At 45.1% G+C, this 19692-nt stretch carries 18 protein-coding genes; 11 read left to right on the top strand and 7 right to left on the bottom strand.

The genetic code is table 11. The annotated features are described in order from the left end of the window. Window positions 1-18: 18 nt before the first annotated feature. The 10 genes from HB364_RS03230 to HB364_RS03185 all read left to right on the top strand — a co-directional run bounded on the left by HB364_RS03230 (window position 19) and on the right by HB364_RS03185 (window position 10913). Window positions 19-1461 (top strand): hypothetical protein, encoded by a 1443-nt coding sequence (locus HB364_RS03230; RefSeq protein WP_167286456.1) that lies wholly within the window; start codon window positions 19-21, stop codon window positions 1459-1461. A 42-nt stretch (window positions 1462-1503) separates the two neighbouring features. Next, window positions 1504-2529: a glycosyltransferase family 4 protein gene (locus tag HB364_RS03225; RefSeq protein ID WP_167286455.1), complete on the top strand. Its 1026-nt coding sequence runs from the start codon at window positions 1504-1506 to the stop codon at window positions 2527-2529. A 260-nt stretch (window positions 2530-2789) separates the two neighbouring features. Beyond that, the gene (locus HB364_RS03220; RefSeq protein ID WP_167286454.1) at window positions 2790-3629 is read left to right on the top strand and encodes a transglutaminase domain-containing protein; all 840 of its coding nucleotides are present in this window, start codon (window positions 2790-2792) and stop codon (window positions 3627-3629) included. A gap of 48 nt (window positions 3630-3677) precedes the next feature. Beyond that, the gene (gene asnB, locus HB364_RS03215; protein WP_167286453.1) at window positions 3678-5537 is read left to right on the top strand and encodes an asparagine synthase (glutamine-hydrolyzing); all 1860 of its coding nucleotides are present in this window, start codon (window positions 3678-3680) and stop codon (window positions 5535-5537) included. A gap of 46 nt (window positions 5538-5583) precedes the next feature. After that, window positions 5584-6723 (top strand): glycosyltransferase, encoded by a 1140-nt coding sequence (locus HB364_RS03210; RefSeq protein ID WP_167286452.1) that lies wholly within the window; start codon window positions 5584-5586, stop codon window positions 6721-6723. Further along, on the top strand, window positions 6720-7289 hold the full coding sequence (locus HB364_RS03205; protein WP_167286451.1) for a WcaF family extracellular polysaccharide biosynthesis acetyltransferase: 570 nt from the start codon (window positions 6720-6722) through the stop codon (window positions 7287-7289). Before HB364_RS03210 ends, HB364_RS03205 begins: the two co-directional genes overlap by 4 nt. Further along, the gene (locus HB364_RS03200; RefSeq protein ID WP_167286450.1) at window positions 7286-8032 is read left to right on the top strand and encodes a glycosyltransferase family 2 protein; all 747 of its coding nucleotides are present in this window, start codon (window positions 7286-7288) and stop codon (window positions 8030-8032) included. The genes HB364_RS03205 and HB364_RS03200 overlap by 4 nt, the downstream gene beginning before the upstream one ends. Window positions 8033-8037: 5 nt before the next feature. After that, on the top strand, window positions 8038-9153 hold the full coding sequence (gene gmd, locus HB364_RS03195; RefSeq protein ID WP_167286449.1) for a GDP-mannose 4,6-dehydratase: 1116 nt from the start codon (window positions 8038-8040) through the stop codon (window positions 9151-9153). A 39-nt stretch (window positions 9154-9192) separates the two neighbouring features. Continuing rightward, window positions 9193-10128 (top strand): GDP-L-fucose synthase, encoded by a 936-nt coding sequence (gene fcl, locus HB364_RS03190; protein ID WP_167286448.1) that lies wholly within the window; start codon window positions 9193-9195, stop codon window positions 10126-10128. Between the two features lie 44 nt (window positions 10129-10172). Next, the gene (locus HB364_RS03185) at window positions 10173-10913 is read left to right on the top strand and encodes a tyrosine-protein phosphatase (RefSeq protein WP_167286447.1); all 741 of its coding nucleotides are present in this window, start codon (window positions 10173-10175) and stop codon (window positions 10911-10913) included. A 7-nt stretch (window positions 10914-10920) separates the two neighbouring features. On the opposite strand, the gene hemL is transcribed toward HB364_RS03185, so the two are convergent. Genes hemL through hemA form a run of 7 tightly spaced genes read right to left on the bottom strand, consistent with a single transcriptional unit; the run spans window position 10921 to window position 18314 of the window. Beyond that, the gene (gene hemL / locus HB364_RS03180) at window positions 10921-12210 is read right to left on the bottom strand and encodes a glutamate-1-semialdehyde 2,1-aminomutase (RefSeq protein ID WP_167286446.1); all 1290 of its coding nucleotides are present in this window, start codon (window positions 12208-12210) and stop codon (window positions 10921-10923) included. Between the two features lie 49 nt (window positions 12211-12259). Then, window positions 12260-13234 carry a porphobilinogen synthase gene (gene hemB, locus HB364_RS03175; RefSeq protein WP_167286445.1) on the bottom strand — a complete coding sequence of 325 codons (975 nt, stop codon included), beginning with the start codon at window positions 13232-13234 and terminating at the stop codon, window positions 12260-12262. Window positions 13235-13282: 48 nt separating this feature from the next. Next, on the bottom strand, window positions 13283-14218 hold the full coding sequence (gene hemF, locus HB364_RS03170; protein ID WP_167286444.1) for an oxygen-dependent coproporphyrinogen oxidase: 936 nt from the start codon (window positions 14216-14218) through the stop codon (window positions 13283-13285). Between the two features lie 27 nt (window positions 14219-14245). After that, window positions 14246-15322, bottom strand: coding sequence for a uroporphyrinogen decarboxylase (gene hemE, locus HB364_RS03165; RefSeq protein ID WP_246228295.1), 1077 nt, complete (start codon window positions 15320-15322; stop codon window positions 14246-14248). 16 nt (window positions 15323-15338) lie between these two features. Beyond that, window positions 15339-16073, bottom strand: coding sequence for a uroporphyrinogen-III synthase (locus tag HB364_RS03160; RefSeq protein ID WP_167286443.1), 735 nt, complete (start codon window positions 16071-16073; stop codon window positions 15339-15341). A gap of 3 nt (window positions 16074-16076) precedes the next feature. Next, window positions 16077-17063: a hydroxymethylbilane synthase gene (locus HB364_RS03155; RefSeq protein ID WP_167286442.1), complete on the bottom strand. Its 987-nt coding sequence runs from the start codon at window positions 17061-17063 to the stop codon at window positions 16077-16079. 9 nt (window positions 17064-17072) lie between these two features. Further along, window positions 17073-18314 (bottom strand): glutamyl-tRNA reductase, encoded by a 1242-nt coding sequence (gene hemA, locus HB364_RS03150; RefSeq protein WP_167286441.1) that lies wholly within the window; start codon window positions 18312-18314, stop codon window positions 17073-17075. A gap of 350 nt (window positions 18315-18664) precedes the next feature. Between hemA and hemH the strand changes: the two genes are divergently transcribed. Then, window positions 18665-19690, top strand: coding sequence for a ferrochelatase (gene hemH, locus HB364_RS03145; RefSeq protein WP_167286440.1), 1026 nt, complete (start codon window positions 18665-18667; stop codon window positions 19688-19690). Window positions 19691-19692 lie beyond the last annotated feature (2 nt).

The raw sequence follows: 19692 nt of genomic DNA, 5'->3' as shown, positions 1-19692 counted from the left end.
GTAAGCTTAACAAAAATAATGAAAGACTTCAGGTCATATTTACTGGCATCCCTTCAGGTAGTAATATTTATTCTGTCATTATTAACTGATTGGTATTTCCCTCTTACGCTACTATTCCTTGGCGTATTGGTAATAATGATATTGGATAAGCTGGGAACGGGCATTGTATTACGGGAAATGATAGCTTTACATGCTTCTTTTATTTGCTTAGCTATGCCTGCATTGGGATACACTTTCTATATAAAAGAGGGCGCTTCACTGAATTTCGGATTTTGGATAAAGAAAATGGCTGTTTCTGAAAGCGTTTATTTTGGTTTCGCCTTACCTGCCACCATAGCTTTCACAACTGCTTTATGCTGGCCGCTTAATAGAAAACACAAGACAGATCACGGTGCCATATTAAAGCAAATTATTGAACGAGCTAAGCTTGTATTGGAAAACCCTGCTATGAAAAAAATCAGCATCTCGATACTGTCTATTGGGGTTATGATGTTTTTTATCTCCGGGTTCCTGCCACAGGAGGTACAGTTCCTCTTCCTTTTATTTTATTTCTCAGCATTTGCCGGATTGTTGTATGTCTATTACCTGCCTTCTTTTCCGTACAGATGGGTTATTCTTTCAGGGTTTACATTATTTATAATTTTTAATGCGCTGCGTACCGGGATGTTTACAATAGTAGCGTATATGGGGATCACACTGTTTTCGTTTTTCTTTCTGGGATCCAAAACAAGCTTTCTTAAAAAAATACTCCTGTTTTTTGTTGGCGCTTTTATATTAATAATCGTACAGAATATCAAGCCGGAATACAGAAATGAAACATGGAAAAATAAGTATACTGGTAATAAGACGGAGCTTTTTTTAAATTTGTTTTCTGAGCAAGTGTCAAAGGGTAGCTTCTTCTCAGCAAAAGCTTATTATCCGGTTTATTACAGGACGAACCAGGGATTTAATATTTCCATGGTAATGCACCGGATACCCCAGATTCAACCCTATGATAACGGGGAAAAACTTTTTCTTTCCTTTTCTTCTGCATTTGTGCCAAGGGTTTTATGGCCGGATAAACCGGAGGCGGGAGGGAAATTTAACATGAAGTATTATGCAGGAGTATCCATAAAGGGATGGTCAACAAATGTCGGCCCGCTGGGAGAAGCTTATGGAAGTTTTGGCGTAAAAGGTGGTATTGTATTCATGTTTATCCTGGGTTTTTGTATACGATGGGCTTATGGAATGGTTTTTTCGATCAGCAGGAGACTGCCTTTAATAATATTATGGATTCCTGTTTTATTTTACCAGATTACCTATTCAGCTGAAACGGATACTTTGCAGATATTTAACTCTTTAATTAAATCAGCATTTTTTATCTGGTTATTGTATAAGATAGTGCCGGTATGGTTTGGTGTACAAAAGGAAAAAAGAGGGTTTAGCCGTAGAAGAGAACTTCCCTCTTATGGGACGCAGTAAAGCTAATATCAAACCAACTGCTTAACTACAAGTTTATTTTATTTGGAAAAAGAATTAAAGGCATATAGAGCCTGCCTGATCCATCGTCCAAAGCGCGAAGGGTTCTTTAGCATCGAAAAAGTATTCAACCAGGTTATCACTTCACTTAAGCAAAAAATAAGGGTTGAAGAGATGTATCTGCCGTATGCCCGATTAATACCATCCGCTGTCTGGAAGAATATTCGGGCAGTGCGTAAAGTTTCTGCAGACATATTCCATATTACCGGTGACATTCATTATATGGCATTGGTGCTTCCGTCATCAAAGACCATTCTTACAATACATGATTGTGGTTTTTTGCATAACACAAAAGGTATTAAACGCTGGGTGCTAAAATTGTTTTTCCTGAATTTACCCGTTCGGCATTCCCGTATCATTACCACCATTTCAGAAAGATCACGGAATGAAATCATTCAATATTCCGGATGTTCTCCTGAAAAGGTAATAATTGTACCTAACCCGGTGGGAGGGGTTTTTTATTTTGCGCCCAGGGCTTTTAATGAAATCCGTCCCGTATTGCTTTTTATTGGCTCCACCCCTAATAAAAACCTGGAAAGGGTCATTAACGCTCTTGAAAATATCTCCTGCCATCTTTTTATTGTAGGCTGGGTTAATGAACAGCAAATTGACTTGCTGAAAAAAAAGAATATATCGTTTCACCGGTTTTGGGGATTATCGGAACAAGAATTAGCCGATGTATACGCACAGAGTGATATGGTATTGTTTCCATCCACTTACGAAGGATTTGGTCTGCCCATTATCGAGGGGCAAAAATCCGGACGCCCCGTGATCACCAGCAATATCAGCCCAATGAAAGAAGTAGCTGGTGAAGGAGCCTGTTTGGTAGACCCTCTGAACGTCGCCTCAATAAGAGCAGGTGTTGAACGGGTTATACAAGACAAATCTTACCGGGAGGCTATCATACAAAAAGGCCTGAAGAATGTGAAGCAATATGAGGCAATAGCCATTGCGGAAAAATATTTTCAGGTATATAAGAATGTTATAGGACAGGGTAATTATGATAGATAATATTATTTAATATCATTTTAATTCCACGTCCACAACAAAGAGGCTTAATTTTTGTAGTATGCGGATTCATACTTCCGGCAATAGAGATTATATTTTATGCAAATATGTAAACTGGTATTAAATATGCAGAAGTACACCCCCTGAATCCGATACCGGTATGAACCTATTCAACTAATGTCGTTATCCTTATGAACCTGTTTCGACGCATAATGCGGTCAAATTCATTCCTCGGCCGAAAAGGAAAATACATTCTTGTTTTTTTGAATGGACTCCTGTTGGCATCGCTGTTTTATTTCTATACAGAAAAGCAGTATGAAAATAACCTGTTTGCCTCCATGGCTGCCTATGTACGTGGACTGGTGCCCACACCTGGCTTATCCTCCTTTGTGAATACGGAAGATAGTTTGCTGACAAAAAGCGTAGAGGTGGTGTACCTGCTGGGTGAAAGGCGATTAACTGTATTTGGGCCACATCAGGTAAAGGGAATAAAGGCAGACTTTATTCAACCGGTCAGCATTGATTTAATGACTGGTCAGGGAGCCTGTGGAAGCCGCGCCTATGTATTAGGCCGCTTGTTGCAGGAAATGAGTATTGATGTGCGCTTCCCGCAGATGACGGTAAATGATCAAAAAGCAGGACATATCCTGGTGGAAGCCAAAACGTCTTATGGTTGGGTAGTATTGGATGCTTCTTACAATACCTTTTTTAGAAAACAGAATGGGCAATTGGCCGGCTTTGCCGATGTAAAAGCTGACTGGGCACATTATCAACAACAGGTTCCCGCTGATTATAATATGGCCTACCGCTATGAGGACGTACGTTATACGAATTGGGATAAGATCCCACTTGTGATGCCCTTGATAAAGAATGTTATGTATTGGACAATGGGCAAAGAGAAGACGGATAGCTATTCTCTCCGGAGCCTGGTACTCAGGAAATTCAATGTCTTATTCAATATCACCCTGGGCGCTTACCTATTGGTGACGCTGTTTTCTCTCAATATATTTATAAAGGCCAGGCGTAAAGTGGCTGTTACCGCCGGGGTAAAACGCTTTTCCCATGACAATAGCACTGCAGTGCCGGCTCAGCAAGTAAGTTAATCTATCTGTTGTACTACTACCCCTCATCCAAAACCATTACTATATTCCATGTGCGGCATTGCCGGTATCCTATATTTTAATCGTCTTGTCCCGGATCCGTCTGTTATAAAAAAAATGACGGATGCCATGGCGCACCGGGGGCCCGATGCTCATAATGACTATGTGCAGGGCCGGGTAGCATTGGGACATCGTCGTTTATCTATTATTGACCTGTCTAATGCCGCTAATCAGCCATTTGCCGACCATACCGGCCGTTACAGGATCGTTTTTAATGGCGAGATCTACAATTTCCAGGATATTAAAGCGCGTATAAACGACTATCCTTTTACAACCAATGGCGATACGGAAGTATTACTGGCTGCTTATATTAAATGGGGCATAGATTGCCTGACTTACCTGAAGGGGATGTTTGCTTTTGCCGTTTGGGATACGGTAACAGAAGAATTGCTCGTCGCGCGCGACCGGATGGGGGTTAAGCCGGTATATTATTTTATTAATAAGGAGTGTTTTCTTTTTGCATCTGAGGTCAGGGGTATCGTAGCCAGTGCGCTGGTGCCCAACAAGATCAACACTGCTGCTGTAAGGGAGTTCCTGAGTTACCAGTCTGTTGGTTTCCCGCTCTCTATTATTGAAAATGTTCAACAACTGGAAGTCGGCTCCTGTATCAGGATCCGGGGTACAGAAGTAGTCACTAAAAAATATTGGGACATTACGGAGGCCAGTGCAGAACAGCCTTATCATGATAAAGAACAGGTATTAAAGCAGGTCCGTAACTTGTTAAGAAATGCTGTGGAGCGCCGCTTGGTAAGTGATGTGCCCATTGGAGCATTTTTGTCCGGAGGCATAGATTCAAGTGCCGTGGTAGGCCTTATGGCTGAAGTAAGTCAATCCCGGCCCAATACCTTTACGATTGGTTTTAGCGAGAAAGAGTTTGACGAATCGGAATATGCGGCCCGGATAGCAAAGAAATTCAATACCTACCATAACCAGGTATTACTGAAGCCTTCCGTTTTCCTGGATGAACTTACGAATGCATTGGATGCGATGGACACGCCCAGTGGAGATGGTGTTAATACTTACGTGGTATCAAAAGCCATCCGGCAAAGCGGCCTTACCGTAGCCCTGTCTGGTGTCGGGGGCGATGAACTGTTTGCAGGATATCCTTTTTTCCGGCAATACCTGCAATTGAAGAAGTTTGACAAAATATGGGGTGCTACTGGTTGGGCGAGGCGGCTGGCAGCTACGGTTTATTCGCTCAAAGGCTCTAATAAGGCCGGTAGATTACAGCAGTTGCTTAAAGCGCCTTCCTGCTCTGTGAATGCTTTTTATCCCTCTTTCAGGAGAATATTTACACCATCCCTGTTGTCAAAGCTCACCCGATTGGGAGATGATATAACGGCGCTTGAGAGTAACCTGCTGTCGCTAAATGGTAATCTTGAAAAATTCCCTGCATTAAGCCAGGTCTCTATAGCAGAATACCTGGGTTATACGCAACACACTTTATTAAAAGATACTGATCAGATGAGTATGGCAGTATCCCTCGAAGTACGTGAGCCATTCTTTGATCATGACCTGGTGACGTATGTATTGGGAGTGCCTGATGCGCTTAAGTTCCCTCATACCCCAAAAAGTTTGTTGGTAGATTCCTTGCAGGACCTGTTGCCTCCTGAAATTGTTCACCGGCGTAAGCAGGGATTTCTGTTCCCCTGGGCGATATGGATGAAGCGTGAATTGTATGATTTTTGTGACCAGCGACTGAAGCGTATGGCATCGCGTGATTTTATACAGGGAAAACAACTGTTGGATTATTGGGCGCGGTTTCTGAAAGGTGATCCGGAAGTGCGTTGGATGGAATTATGGTTGTTTGTAGTACTGGAATATTGGATGGAAAAGAACAGTTGCAACTAAGATTTTATTACACGGGCCTTTTATGCCTGTATATTGTATTTGATCAGTGCGAAAATCTATTTTAGTCTTTATAGACTGGTTCGATCCGGGTTTTAAGGCAGGCGGACCTATACGTTCGGCAGTTAATTTTGTCCGGCACCTGCAACATCATTATGATGTATATGTTTTTACCAGCGACCGCGATCTTGGTTCTTCCGCCCCTTACGATGGTGTAAAGACTGATACTTGGATTTTCTATGATGGGCCGGCTAAAGTGTTGTATTGCTCACCCGGAAATCTTCATTGGAAATATATACGGGAAGTTATCAATGACATCAACCCCGACCATATTTATCTCAATAGCCTTTTTTCAAAATTCTTTACCATCTATCCTTTGCTGATTAGCAGGTCTGTTGGATGGAAGAGTCATGTTGTGCTGGCGCCAAGGGGGATGTTGAGAAAAAGCGCGCTTCAGTATAAATCCCTTAAGAAGAAATTATACCTCCGTGTTTTCAAATGGCTTTCCCTGCACCGGCATATTTCTTTTCAGGCAACCGATGATACGGAATTCAATGATATTAAAAAGGAATTTGGAGATACGGTACGTGTAACGCAGATCCCTAATTTCCCTGCTTATGTACAGGCATATCCGGGCAGTTTGCCCAAAAAGCCCGGTGAATTAAGTATTATTTTTGTGGGCAGATTGCATCCTATTAAGAATCTTCATTTTTTATTGGAACGTTTGAGAGGATTAAAAGGCAGGGCTTTATTGACGATAGTGGGCAGTGAGGAAAATAAAGCGTATGTAGGTCAATGCCGTAGTTTATCAGCTTCCCTACCTGGTAATGTTAGGGTGAAATTTGAAGGAGAGAAACCCAACCATGAGTTGCCGGTCATCATAGCGGCGCATCATGTTTTTTGCCTGCCCACGCAGGGGGAGAATTTCGGTCATGCTATCTTTGAGGGCCTGTCGGCCGGGCGACCGGTCATCATCAGCGATCAGACGCCTTGGCGTGAACTAGTAGCTGTAAAGGCCGGATGGGATGTTTCGCTGACAGACAGCATTGGTTTTGAAAGGGCTTTACAGGATATGCTGGATATGGAGCAGGTACAATACGACGAATGGTCCGGGGCAGCCTGGAAGTATGCACATCAGTTTAGTACTGCTTCTGATGCATTGTCGCAATACACCTTATTATTTCAATGAAACAGGTAACAGATCTTTCGGCTTACTCAAATAACTGGTATAAGGCTGAGATCGGTGCTTCAGCCATTAAAAGAGGCTTGTGGTATTTGATCAATGTATGCTTTTTTATCAACCCGCTGAATCCCTTTTCCTCCCTGAAACGCATATTGCTGCGTTGGTTTGGCGGAAAAATTGGTAAAGGAGTAGTCATAAAGCCGGCGGTTAATATTAAATATCCCTGGAAATTAACCATTGGAGATCATTCCTGGATTGGCGAGAAAGTATGGATTGATAACTTGGCTAATGTTACTATAGGTAATAACGTGTGTATCTCCCAGGGAGCCATGCTTCTGACAGGTAACCATGATTATACCAAATCCACTTTCGATCTGATGGTAGCTGGAATTATTTTGGAGAATGGGGTGTGGATAGGAGCTAAAGCCTTGGTTTGCCCAGGGGTGCATGTTGAATCGCATGCTGTATTATCGGCTATGTCGGTGGCCAATAAAAGACTGGATGCTTATACTATTTATCAGGGGAATCCTGCTGTACCCGTGCGCGAACGACTTATTGAGGGAGCGTTATGAAAATAACCATTATTACCGCTACGTATAATAGCGCTTCCACGGTGCGCGATACGTTGGAGAGCGTTTCACAACAGCAATACCAACCTGTTGAGCATATTATTGTGGACGGGCTGTCAAAGGATGGAACACTGGATATTGTGCGCACTTATCCGCATGTGGCGCGGGTGGTTTCGGAAAAGGATAAGGGCATTTATGACGCCATGAATAAAGGATTGCAACTGGCTACCGGAGAAGTGGTGGGAATCCTAAATTCAGACGATTTCTATAATGATCGCGACGTACTTTCGCAGGTAATGGAAGCGTTTAAGGATCCCGCTGTGGATGTTGTGTATGGGGACCTGCAATATGTGAAACAAAACGATATACAGACGGTTACCCGTTATTGGAAGAGCGGAAAGTATAAAAAGAGATATTTTTATTATGGCTGGATGCCGCCGCATCCGACTTTTTTTGTACGCCGCAATATCTATGAAGCAATAGGGCTTTTCAATACCGACCTGCGGTCGGCAGCCGATTATGAAATGATGCTGCGCATTATGGTGCGGCACAATGCCAGGGCACATTATATTCCCAAGGTGTTGGTGAAAATGCGGGCCGGCGGTGTAAGCAATGCCTCTATAAAGAACAGGCTAAGGGCAAACCAGGAAGACAGGAAGGCCTGGGCCATGAATGAATTAAAACCATTTTTTTTTACGACCTGGCTTAAGCCCGTGCGTAAAGTTATTCAATTTATAACCAGATAAATACTATGGCAAAAGTTGCTTTGATTACCGGTGTTACCGGGCAGGATGGAGCTTATTTAACTGATCTGTTACTGAAGAAGGGATATATTGTGCATGGAATTAAACGCAGGAGCTCACTGTTTAATACAGAGCGTATTGATCACCTGTACCAGGACCCCCATGAGAAAAACGTACAGTTAACGCTGCATTATGGTGATCTGACCGACTCCACCAACCTGATCCGGATTATACAGGAAACGCAACCTGATGAGATCTATAACCTGGCTGCCATGAGCCATGTGCATGTTAGCTTTGAAACGCCGGAGTACACTGCCAATGCAGATGGTATCGGTACTTTACGCATCCTGGAAGCCGTACGTTTGCTGGGCCTCACGAAGAAAACAAAGATCTACCAGGCTTCTACCTCAGAATTATATGGTAAAGTGCAGGAGATTCCCCAATCGGAGAAGACACCATTCTATCCGCGTTCACCGTATGCTGTAGCAAAAATGTATGCTTATTGGATAACGGTCAATTACCGGGAAGCCTATGATATGTATGCCGTAAACGGTATTTTGTTCAACCACGAGTCACCGCTGCGTGGCGAAACCTTCGTAACCCGCAAGATCACGCGTGGTGTGGCCAAGATAGCACTTGGCTTACAGGAAAAGATCTACCTGGGTAACCTGGATGCTAAACGCGACTGGGGGCATGCCAAAGACTATGTGGAGGCCATGTACCTGATCCTGCAACAACCCAAACCGGAGGATTATGTAATAGCAACTGGTGTAACTACTCCTGTGCGCGAATTTGTGCGCATGGCTTTCAATGAGGTAGGTATTCAGGTTGAATTTAAAGGGAAGGACGAGAAGGAAGTAGGAGTGGTAACTGCCTGCAATAATCCTGATTTCCAGGTGAAAATTGGCAAAGAAGTAGTGGCTGTGGATGCGCGCTATTACCGCCCTACAGAAGTGGATCTGCTGATCGGTGATCCTACCAAGGCGCAACAACAATTGGGCTGGAAACCTAAATACGACCTGGCGGGGTTGGTAAAAGAAATGGTAGTCAATGATGTAGAGCTATTCAGAAAAGAAGTTTTACTGAAGGATTCTGGTTATTACGTGCGTAACCAGTTTGAATAATAATGAGCTAATTTTGCAAGCTATTACCAGTTGTAACTTATGAATAAGTCAGATAAGATATATGTAGCAGGGCATCGTGGTATGGTAGGGTCAGCTATTGTGCGTAAGCTGAAAGGCGAGGGGTTTACCAACCTGCTTTTGCGAACATCCGGGGAACTAGACCTTCGCAACCAGCAGGCTGTAGATGAGTTTTTTGCCAAAGAAAAGCCTGATTATGTTTTTCTGGGAGCCGCCAAAGTAGGCGGTATACAGGCCAATAATGTATACAGGGCGGATTTCATTTATGAAAATATAATGATCCAGAGCAACGTGATCCATGCTTCCTATGTACAGGGAGTTAAAAAGCTCCTATTCCTGGGATCATCCTGCATTTATCCCAAACTGGCTCCCCAGCCATTGAAAGAGGAATATCTCTTAACGGGTTTGTTGGAACCTACCAATGAGCCTTATGCTATTGCAAAGATTGCCGGTATTAAAATGTGTGATGCTTACCGGGCCCAGTATGGCTGTAATTTCATTTCCGTCATGCCTACCAATTTATATGGTCCGAATGATAATTATGACCTCAATAATTCACATGTATTGCCGGCCCTGATCCGCAAATTCCATGAAGCCAAAGTCAACAATGAACCGGCTGTAGTGATGTGGGGAACAGGAAATCCGCGGCGTGAGTTTCTGCATGCAGATGACCTGGCCGACGCCTGCTATTTTCTCATGCAGACCTATAATGAAGAAGGATTTGTGAATATTGGTGTCGGAGAAGACGTAACTATCAAAGAACTGGCATTACTGATAAAAGATATTGTAGGTTATAAGGGCGAAATACAACATGACCTGAGTAAGCCGGATGGTACGCCCCGCAAACTGATGGATGTAACAAAGCTGCATAGTATGGGCTGGAAGGCGAAGACAGCATTACATGCAGGGATACAAAAAGTATACAACGATTTTGTAAAAGCTGAGCCGGTGGCTTAGCAACTATTGCTTGCCAATTTAATAATACACAACAAAACATTGGCATGTTCTCTATTTTCAGGAAAAAGAACAGTGGTAGCGTTGACCTGAGTGCATTGGGTACCGATATGCACTCGCACCTGTTACCGGGAATAGACGATGGCAGCCCTGATGGCGCTACTTCCCTGGAACTGATAAAAGGCTTACAGCAACTGGGCTATCAGCAATTTGTTACTACGCCACATATTATGTGGGGTGTGCATCAGAATGATACAGACAGTATCGGAAATGCCCACAGACAGTTACAGCAATCCCTGCAAGGGGAGCGCATGGGTGTTCCTGTCAGAGCGGCAGCAGAATATTTCCTGGACGATCATTTTGATGGATTGTTGAGAAAGGACGTTCCCCTGCTCACAATAAAAGATAACTGGGTATTGGTCGAGTTTTCATTTGTTACTACCCCGATGAATGTAAAAGAGACCTTATTTGAAATGCAGATAAAAGGTTATAAGCCCATTCTGGCTCATCCCGAGCGATATAACTACCTGGTTTCCCGGAAGCAATGGTATGATGAGCTGAAAGAGGCCGGCTGTTATTTTCAACTCAATCTCTTATCACTTACCAGCTATTACGGTAAGATACCGCAGGAGCTGGCCCAGTACCTGATTAAAAAGAAGTATATCGATCTGCTGGGCACCGACCTGCACCATCAACGTCACCTGGATGCATTACGATCCTCTTCTTCCCTGATGGATAGCGTTAAATCACTCCTTGATTCCGGCAGAATTTTAAATTCCTCCCTGTAAACGGCTGTTATAAGATTTCAGCCAGACTCTCTTTAGCTGCCTGTAAGGTAGCATCAAGATCTTCCCTTGTAAGTGCATTATTTAAGAACCAGCTTTCAAATGCGGAAGGCGGTAGGTAAACGCCTCTTTTCAGCATGCCATGGAAGAATTTATTGAATAACTGGTTGTTGGCAGCGGCAGCAGTGGCAAAATCAGTTACCGGGCGATCACTGAAATGAACGCTGATCATAGAACCCAGTTGATTGATTACATAAGGTGTGCCCGTTGCTGCCAATATTTTATGAAGCCCTTCTTTGAGATAAATAGTCTTCTCTTCAATTTCCTGTAACAACTGAGGTTGTTCATTCAATACGGTAAGTAGTGTATAACCGGCAATCATGGCAATGGGATTACCACTTAGCGTCCCTGCCTGGTATACATTTCCTAATGGAGAAACTACTTCCATAATATGCTTCTTTCCCCCAAAAGCGCCTACTGGCATTCCGGCGCCAATTACCTTACCATAAGTTACCAGGTCTGCATTAATGCCCAACCGCTCTTGGGCGCCGCCTTTTGCCAGGCGAAAACCTGTCATCACTTCATCAAATATGAACAGGATGCCTTCTGCATCGCATATTTTTCTAAGCCCTTCCAAAAAACCGGGTTCCGGTAAAATACAACCCATATTGCCGGCTACCGGTTCAATGATAATAGCGGCAATCTGTTGTTTGTTTTCATTGACCAGCTTTTCTACGGCTGCAAGGTCATTATAAGCGCAGGTGAGGGTATCAGTAGCTACACCGGCTGTTACGCCTGGAACTGTTTGGATGTTGAAGGTGGCTACTCCACTGCCGGCCTTTACCAGGAAGGAATCGGCATGGCCGTGGTAACAACCTTCAAATTTGATGATCTTGTTACGTCCTGTATAACCACGGGCTACCCGGATCGCGCTCATGCAGGCTTCTGTTCCGCTGCTCACCATGCGGATGAGGTCTACATTGGGTACCATGCTTTTGATAAGCTCTGCCATCTTAATCTCCAGTTCAGTGGGCGCGCCATAGGAAGTGGAATAAACAGCTTGCTCCCGGATGGCATTTACTACAGGCTCATAAGCATGTCCCAGTATCATGGGGCCCCAGGAAGCGATATAATCAATGTACCGGTTGTCATCTGCATCATACAGGTAAGCACCTTGTGCCTTTTTGATAAATAAAGGAGTGCCGCCTACGCTTTTAAAAGCTCTTACGGGAGAGTTAACGCCGCCGGGTATGGATTGCTGGGCACGCTGGAACAGTTCGATGCTTTTGTTGATGCTCATGGTATAAGACTCAGTATTCAGTAATATTTGTTAGGGTAGTTGTATTTCTTTAGCCAATCAGCTTTACGGCATCTTTGGCAAAATAGGTGGCTATCAGATCGGCGCCGGCGCGTTTGATAGCTGTTAATGTTTCAAGGATGGCTTTTTCTTCATTGAGCCAGCCCATCTTGGCGGCAGCCTTGATCATGGCATACTCGCCACTGATATTATAGGCGCTTACAGGAATGTCCACATTGTTTTTTACATCACGGATAATGTCAAGGTAAGCCAGAGCTGGTTTTACCATCACAATATCTGCCCCTTCCTGTATATCCATCAGCGTTTCTTTCACAGCCTCTGTACGGTTGGCGTAATCCATCTGGTAAGTCTTTTTATCGCCGAAGCCGGGTGCTGAATCCAGTGCATCCCGGAAAGGACCATAAAAACAGGAGGCGTACTTGGCGCTATAGCTCATGATGCCTGTTTTGGTAAATCCGTTTTGTTCCAGGGCAGTACGAATGGCACCGATGCGCCCATCCATCATGTCACTGGGTGCTACGAAATCTGCTCCTGCCTGTGCATGGCTCACGCTCATTTGTGCCAGCACTTCTACCGTGGCGTCATTTACAATTTCCTGTCCTTCCACAATACCATCATGCCCAAAAGAAGAAAAAGGATCAAGTGCTACATCGGTCATGATCAGCATATCCGGACAGGCATCTTTGATGGCCCGGATACTTCTTTGCATTAACCCCTGCGGGTTAACCGCTTCTGTCCCCTTGTTGTCTTTCAACTCATCTTTACATTTCACAAAAAGCAATACACTCTTTAATCCCATGTTCCATAATTCCTTTACTTCTTTGACGGTATTGTCCAGGCTAAGCCGGTAATAACCGGGCATGGAGGAAATCTCTTCCTTTATATAAGTTCCTTCTACTATGAATAAGGGTACAATGAAATCATTGGGGGTAAGTAGGGTTTCCGCTACCAATGAACGGATAGCCGGCGATTGACGTAAGATCCTGTTCCTTCTTTGTAAATACATACATATATGTTTTAATGCTCCGGGAGATTGTCCCGGTGCCCGGTAATATTAAACCCAATCAACTGGCTGCAAACATACCTGTTGCAGCTTTTCTTCCGGCGTTCCTGGCGCCGGCTGGTAATTGTAATCAAACCGCACAGTGGGAGGCAGGCTCATCAGGATACTTTCAATACGTCCGTTGGTTTTGAGACCAAAGATAGTACCTCTGTCATGTACCAGGTTAAATTCTGTATACCTGCCACGCCGTATTTCCTGCCAGTATTTGTGGCTGCTGGTATAAGGCGTGTTCTTCCTTTTTTCTACAATGGGCACATAGGCCGGGATAAAAGCATCACCGCAGGATTTCCCGAAATTCATCCAGAAGTTTACATCCTGCTGGTCAGTGGGACGTTGATAGTCATAGAATATGCCGCCAATGCCCCGGCGCTCATTGTTCCGGTGCTTGTTCACAAAGTAATCATCACACTCCTTTTTGAATTTCGGGAAAAAGGATTTGTCAAATTGATCACAGACATTTTTATAGGTGCCATGAAAGTGAACAGCGTCTTCTTTTATTAAATAATAAGGCGTTAAGTCAGTGCCACCACCAAACCACCGGTCAATGACCTCGTTGTTGGCATTGTACAGTTCAAACATACGGTAGTTGCAATGCACCGTAGGTACAAACGGATTGTTGGGATGCAACACCAGTGAGAGGCCGCAGGCAAACCAGTTATCGCCATCGATCTTTAGCTGGCTGCGCATCAACTCTGTTACAGGACCAAATACGATAGAGGTATTAACGCCGCCCTTTTCAAATACTGCTCCTCCTGTCATCAACCTTGTTTTACCGCCACCACCTTCGGTACGTTCCCATTTGTCTTCTTTAAAAGTAGTCTGTCCGTCTACTTGTTCAAGGGCCTGGCAGATACGGTCTTGCAGGTCATGAATATAATTGATCCAGCTTTCTTTTATGCCTGGGGTTGATATTGATGCAGCGTTCATGATTGAAGAAATTGTAAAGGGATTGAATCATGCTTTGTGCCGGTAGTTCTTTACCGTATTCACAAAGGCGCGGGCGTGATCTACCGGAACATTGGGTAAAATACCATGCCCCAGGTTAGCAATATGGCCATAGCCTCCGAAGGCTTCCAGCATTTGTGTAACTTCCTGCTCAATGACAGGTATGGGCGACAGTAATTTGGCAGGATCAAAATTCCCTTGCAGTACTACTTTAGGCCCTGCCATCTGACGGGCGAGCGCCGGGGTGATACACCAGTCAATACCCAGGCCATGGGCGCCGGTAGCAGCCATGCCTTCCAGGGAATGCCAGGCGCCTTTGGCAAAGACGATGGTAAGTACTTCTTCTTTAAGCGCTGCTACGATCTGGCGGATATACCGCAAGGAGATGTTCTCAAAATCAGCAGGGCTCAGCAATCCTCCCCAGCTATCAAATATTTGTATAACGTCGGCACCTGCTTTTACCTGCTCCTTTAAATAAGCAATGGTCGTATCGGTGATCATCTGTAAAAGGCGGTGGGCTGTTTCGGGCTGTGTATAGCAGAATGCCTTGGCGTCATCAAATGTTTTGGAGCCTTTGCCCTGTACCATATAGCACAGCAGGGTCCACGGAGCGCCGGCAAAGCCAATTAACGGCACCCGGCCATTGAGCTCTTTTTTAGTGAGGCGCAGGGCGTCGAACACATAGCCCAGCTTTTCCTGTACATCAGGGATGTGTATCCTGTTGAGGTCACTGGCTTGTTTGATAGGATCTGGCAGGAAGGGGCCTTTACCTTCCAGCAATTGTACTTCCAGGCCCATGGCCTTGGGTACTACCAATATGTCGGAGAAGATAATGGCGGCATCCACCCCTACCTGTTCTACCGGCTGGATGGTTATTTCTGCAGCCAGCTCAGGCGTTTCACAACGCTCAAAGAAGGAGTATTTCTCCCGGAGCTTGATGTAATCCGGCAGGTAACGACCTGCCTGGCGCATCATCCACACAGGTGTACGTTCTGTTTGCTCGCCGCGCAAGGTGCGTAATAACAGGTCATTTTGTAGTTTCATGTTGTTGGTGGTGGCTGAAATGTTCTGTATGGAGGATGTCATTTTTTATAGATTCTTGCTATTTATATAAATCAATGTTTTGCAGGTAAAATAATACACTGGCCAGCATGGTTTCGGGTGAGGGAGTATCACTGGTAATAACCTTGTTGTCTGTATACTCACCAATGGCAGCGGCTGTAGTAGCGCCGATGGCGAAGCAGGGAGTGTCTTTTTTCAGTGTGTTGACTGAAAAAAAGCTCTTCACTGCACTGGGACTAAAGAACAACACCGCATCGAGGTTATTGGTAGCCAGTACAGGCGTTGCAATGGTTTCATACACGACTATTTCTACTACTTCAATACCGGCTTCCTTTAATAGGCGGGGTAGTTCTTCGCGTCGCTGGTTGCCACAGAAAAAAACCACCTGCTTAAATTGTCCGTGTGCTATGATCTTTGCTGCCAGTTCGGTCGCGTTAGGAGCCGTATCAATGAGTTGCTCTGCCAGGATGTGTTGCTGTGCCGATTCTTTGGTAGCTCCACTCAAACAAAATACCCGCCAGTTGCCGGGAATAATATACGTATCAAAAGGACGCAGGTATTTATTTACGGTAGCTGCTGCATGCTGGCTGGTAAATACAACAGCTATTTCAACAGGGTGCTCAATCCAGGGCTTTATTTCTACCTGTTTAATTTGGTTAAGGATTGGCTTAATGGTAATGAACTCTTCTTCCAATACATCAATACCCCTTTGCACCATTTCTTCTTTAAGAGTTGGTGCAATTTTTTTGGTACTGAGTATGGTGTATTGAGCCATATACTAATGAGCAGTTCCCGTTTTTTGAATACTGTCGGCAATAGCCTGTCCGCCATTGGCGAGTAATTCCTTGGCAAAAAGGTTTCCTGCCCCGCTGGCGGCATCGCGCGCTATTGTTTTTTCAATGGATGCTTTTTGCTGCCCATCAATAGACAGGATATTACCTTGGAAATCTACTTGCCCATTTTTTACTTCCGCCAGTGCACTGATGGGGGTGGAACATCCTCCCAGCAAAGCACGCAGAAAGTCACGTTCTATTTTGGTGCATAAGGCAGTATCGGCATCATTGAAAGCCTGGCAGATGCCTGCTATGGCTGTATCTTCTTCCCGGCATACCACCATGATGGCCCCTTGTGCCGGCGCCGGTAACATCCAGTCCAGTTCAACAGATTGCTCCGGGCGCAGGTCAATTCTTTCCAGGCCTGCTGCTGCAAAGATGGCCCCGTTCCAGTTGCTGCTGGCCACTTTTGCCAGCCGGGTATTGACGTTGCCGCGCAGGTTATCTATGTTATGATGTGGGTAGCGGTGTAACCATTGCGCTTTGCGGCGGATGCTGCTGGTGGCAATAGTGAGTGGTGAGTAGTCCCGATAGCTATCGGGAGTGAGTGGGTTCGCCCACTGGCCATCTGCGTATCCTAATTGACTACTTAACTCTTGCCAATCACCTTTGTAAACCAACAGGTCCTTCCAGGAGGCTCTTTTCAGGGCGGCGGCAGGTACAATCCCGGGAGGTAACTGCGTGGGCACATCTTTCATGGAGTGCACGGCAATATCTATCCGGTTATTGAGCAAGGCAATATCCAGGCTGCGGGTAAAGATCCCCTGCACCCCCATTTCATATAAGGGTGTTTTGAGGTCAATATCGCCTTCACTTTTAATGTACACCAGTTCGGCGGCTACGTTTTGACCGGCTAACAGCTCCTTTACCTGCATAGCCTGCCATACGGCCAGTTGACTTTCCCTGGTGCCGATGCGAATCACTTGTTTCATGCAGCAAAATTAGTTAGAACCCGTGGCAATAAACTCATTGATGGCTTCTATGTAATAGCAGCCGCGTTGGTTTACCCGGCGCATTTTGGAAGCCATGCCATTGATCACGCGCTGGATTTTAGCATCAGCGTCGGTAGTGCAGGTTGCTGAAACGGGAGAAAGGCCCTGTAAGTAGGGAGGGAACGCCTGGATTTCCTGTAATTTGGTTTTTACCGCTTTCAATACCGGTACGTGCTTGCGCATTTCGAACCAGTCCATGAATTCTGCCATGTGTTCATCAATGATGACCCTGGCTTTGGGAATTTCCGCTTCACGCTTCTGCAGCGTCTCGTCTTTCAGTTTTGACAGTTCATCTACATTTACCAAATGTACATTGGGTAAATCCTGAGCGGCCATCTCTACGTTGTAGGGAATGGACAGATCAATGATCAGTTTGTCTGTCTTGCCTTCGAGGTGCGATTTTAATATGGTAGGGTGTGCCGCGTTGGTGGCCACCAGTATAATATCGGAGCTTTCAATGTAGCCAGCCAGTTGCTCAATAGGGGCATGGTGCAAACCAAGTTCACCGGCCAGCGCTGCCGCTTTATCAGCAGTGCGGTTAATAAGCGTAATAGCGGTGGTATCGAGGTAATCTACCAGGTTTTTGCAGGTGCTGCGGCCTATTTTACCAATACCCAGCAACAGGATCTTTTTACCGGTGAGGTTATTGAACTGTTGCTTGATGTATTGTACAGCGGCAAAGGAAACAGATACGGTACCATCACTGATGGCTGTTTGGTTTTTTACCGCTTTAGAGGCCTGTAGTACGCCATTTACGAGACGATCGAGGTAGGTGCCGATGAAGTCTTGTTCTTTGGCAAATTTAACAGCGGCTTTCAGTTGACCTACGATCTCATAATCGCCCAATATCTGTGAATCAAGTCCGGCGCCTACAGCAAACAGGTGTTCAATGGCTTCGGTTCCTTTTTTGATATAAGCTAATTGCGTAAAAGTGTCCTGGCCGCCTTCGGTCTGGGTGCAAAGCAGGCTGATAAGTTGTCCGGCATGCTCGGCAAAACCATAAATTTCTGTGCGGTTGCAGGTAGAAAGAATAAATAACTCATGCAAACCATAAGAGGGTGCGAGGGCAAGAAGGGAGGCATATTGTTCATCGCTGATTGCAAACTGGCCCCTGATCGCTGCATCGGTTTTCTTATAGTTGATCCCTGCTATAAAAAACTTTGATATGTCTTTACTACTATGTCCGTGCATGAGGTATATGGTTCAGAGAATTGACACGGCAAAATTACTTTCGCAAGCGTCAACTACCTAATATATCTGTCATTTCACTGTCATTTTACCCCCTGATTTCCATCACATAAAAGGGTGATTCAAGTCAACCGTTTTTGGGGATGCTATTGCCGTAAGCAGCCATGGTACAGCGTTTTAGCGGATGCGGGATGTGGTGCAAACGTTTCCGATTACAGGAAAGTTTTATGGTACGAACACTTGTTTGTAACATCGCGCAGCTTTCCGGTGTTATTGTGTGGAGTAAAAAAGAAAATGGATACGCCGCTTTTTGAGTGGCTGGCTGAATTACTTTTGCAAACTATTTTATTCGTATGAGTGCAACTAAAAGAGGCATTGTTTTGATGAACCTGGGTTCACCGGATTCTACCGAAGTAAAGGATGTGCGCCGGTACCTGGATGAGTTTCTGATGGATGGACGGGTGATTGATACGCCTTTGCTGCTAAGGGCATTGCTGGTAAAGGGGCTTATTGTTCCTTTCCGGGCGCCCAAATCGGCCGCCGCTTACCGCTCTATATGGACAAAAGAAGGATCACCCCTCATTGTGATCAGCAAGCAATTGCAGCAGGCCCTGCAGGCGCAGGTGGAGGAGCCGGTAGCGCTGGCCATGCGATACGGCAATCCTGCTCCCTGGACAGCTTATGATGAATTGCTGCAACAACAGCCCGACCTGGAAGAAGTAGTGCTGGTGCCTTTGTATCCGCATTATGCGATGTCGAGTTATGAGACGGCTGTGGAATACGCTAAAAAGATCCACCGCAAAGGGAAGTATTCTTTTAAGTTATCTGTTGTACCGCCTTTTTATGACGATCCTGCTTTTCTCGAAGCGCTGATTGACAGTATAAAACCTTACCTGGAAAAAGAATATGATCATATTGTATTCAGTTACCACGGTATCCCTGAACGGCACGTACATAAAAGTGATGTAACCGGGCAGCACTGCCTGAAGGCTGATAACTGCTGTGCTGTTGATTCCGAGGCGCATAAAACCTGTTATCGCCATCAGTGTATTGTGACCACCAACCGTGTGGCGCAGGCATTGAATATTCCTGCTTCCAAATACAGTTTCTCTTTTCAATCAAGGCTGGGACGTGATGAGTGGCTGAAGCCCTATACAGCCATCCGTTTGACCGAAATGCCTAAGGAAGGAATTAAAAAATTGCTGATCCTCTGTCCGGCCTTTGTGAGTGACTGCCTGGAAACGTTGGAAGAGATGGGAGAAGAAGGACGCGAAATATTCCTGCATGCCGGGGGAGAAGAATTTACATTGATACCTTGTTTGAATGTGCATCCTGCCTGGGTGAGTGCGTTGAAGGGATTGGTGGAGCGTGCAGTGTAAGC

The organism is Paraflavitalea devenefica (assembly GCF_011759375.1).
Lineage (GTDB): Bacteria > Bacteroidota > Bacteroidia > Chitinophagales > Chitinophagaceae > Paraflavitalea > Paraflavitalea devenefica.
Note: the sequence above shows the minus strand (reverse complement) of the source record. Positions and strands in the feature narration are given on the sequence as shown.

Coding starts and splice junctions, on each gene's coding strand:
- HB364_RS03230 (WP_167286456.1), top strand. CDS start 19: ATGAAAGACTTCAGGTCATATTTACTGGCATCCCTTCAGGTAGTAATA.
- asnB (WP_167286453.1), top strand. CDS start 3,678: ATGTGCGGCATTGCCGGTATCCTATATTTTAATCGTCTTGTCCCGGAT.
- HB364_RS03205 (WP_167286451.1), top strand. CDS start 6,720: ATGAAACAGGTAACAGATCTTTCGGCTTACTCAAATAACTGGTATAAG.
- HB364_RS03200 (WP_167286450.1), top strand. CDS start 7,286: ATGAAAATAACCATTATTACCGCTACGTATAATAGCGCTTCCACGGTG.
- gmd (WP_167286449.1), top strand. CDS start 8,038: ATGGCAAAAGTTGCTTTGATTACCGGTGTTACCGGGCAGGATGGAGCT.
- fcl (WP_167286448.1), top strand. CDS start 9,193: ATGAATAAGTCAGATAAGATATATGTAGCAGGGCATCGTGGTATGGTA.
- HB364_RS03185 (WP_167286447.1), top strand. CDS start 10,173: ATGTTCTCTATTTTCAGGAAAAAGAACAGTGGTAGCGTTGACCTGAGT.
- hemL (WP_167286446.1), bottom strand. CDS start 12,210: ATGAGCATCAACAAAAGCATCGAACTGTTCCAGCGTGCCCAGCAATCC.
- hemB (WP_167286445.1), bottom strand. CDS start 13,234: ATGTATTTACAAAGAAGGAACAGGATCTTACGTCAATCGCCGGCTATC.
- hemF (WP_167286444.1), bottom strand. CDS start 14,218: ATGAACGCTGCATCAATATCAACCCCAGGCATAAAAGAAAGCTGGATC.
- hemE (WP_246228295.1), bottom strand. CDS start 15,322: ATGACATCCTCCATACAGAACATTTCAGCCACCACCAACAACATGAAA.
- HB364_RS03160 (WP_167286443.1), bottom strand. CDS start 16,073: ATGGCTCAATACACCATACTCAGTACCAAAAAAATTGCACCAACTCTT.
- HB364_RS03155 (WP_167286442.1), bottom strand. CDS start 17,063: ATGAAACAAGTGATTCGCATCGGCACCAGGGAAAGTCAACTGGCCGTA.
- hemA (WP_167286441.1), bottom strand. CDS start 18,314: ATGCACGGACATAGTAGTAAAGACATATCAAAGTTTTTTATAGCAGGG.
- hemH (WP_167286440.1), top strand. CDS start 18,665: ATGAGTGCAACTAAAAGAGGCATTGTTTTGATGAACCTGGGTTCACCG.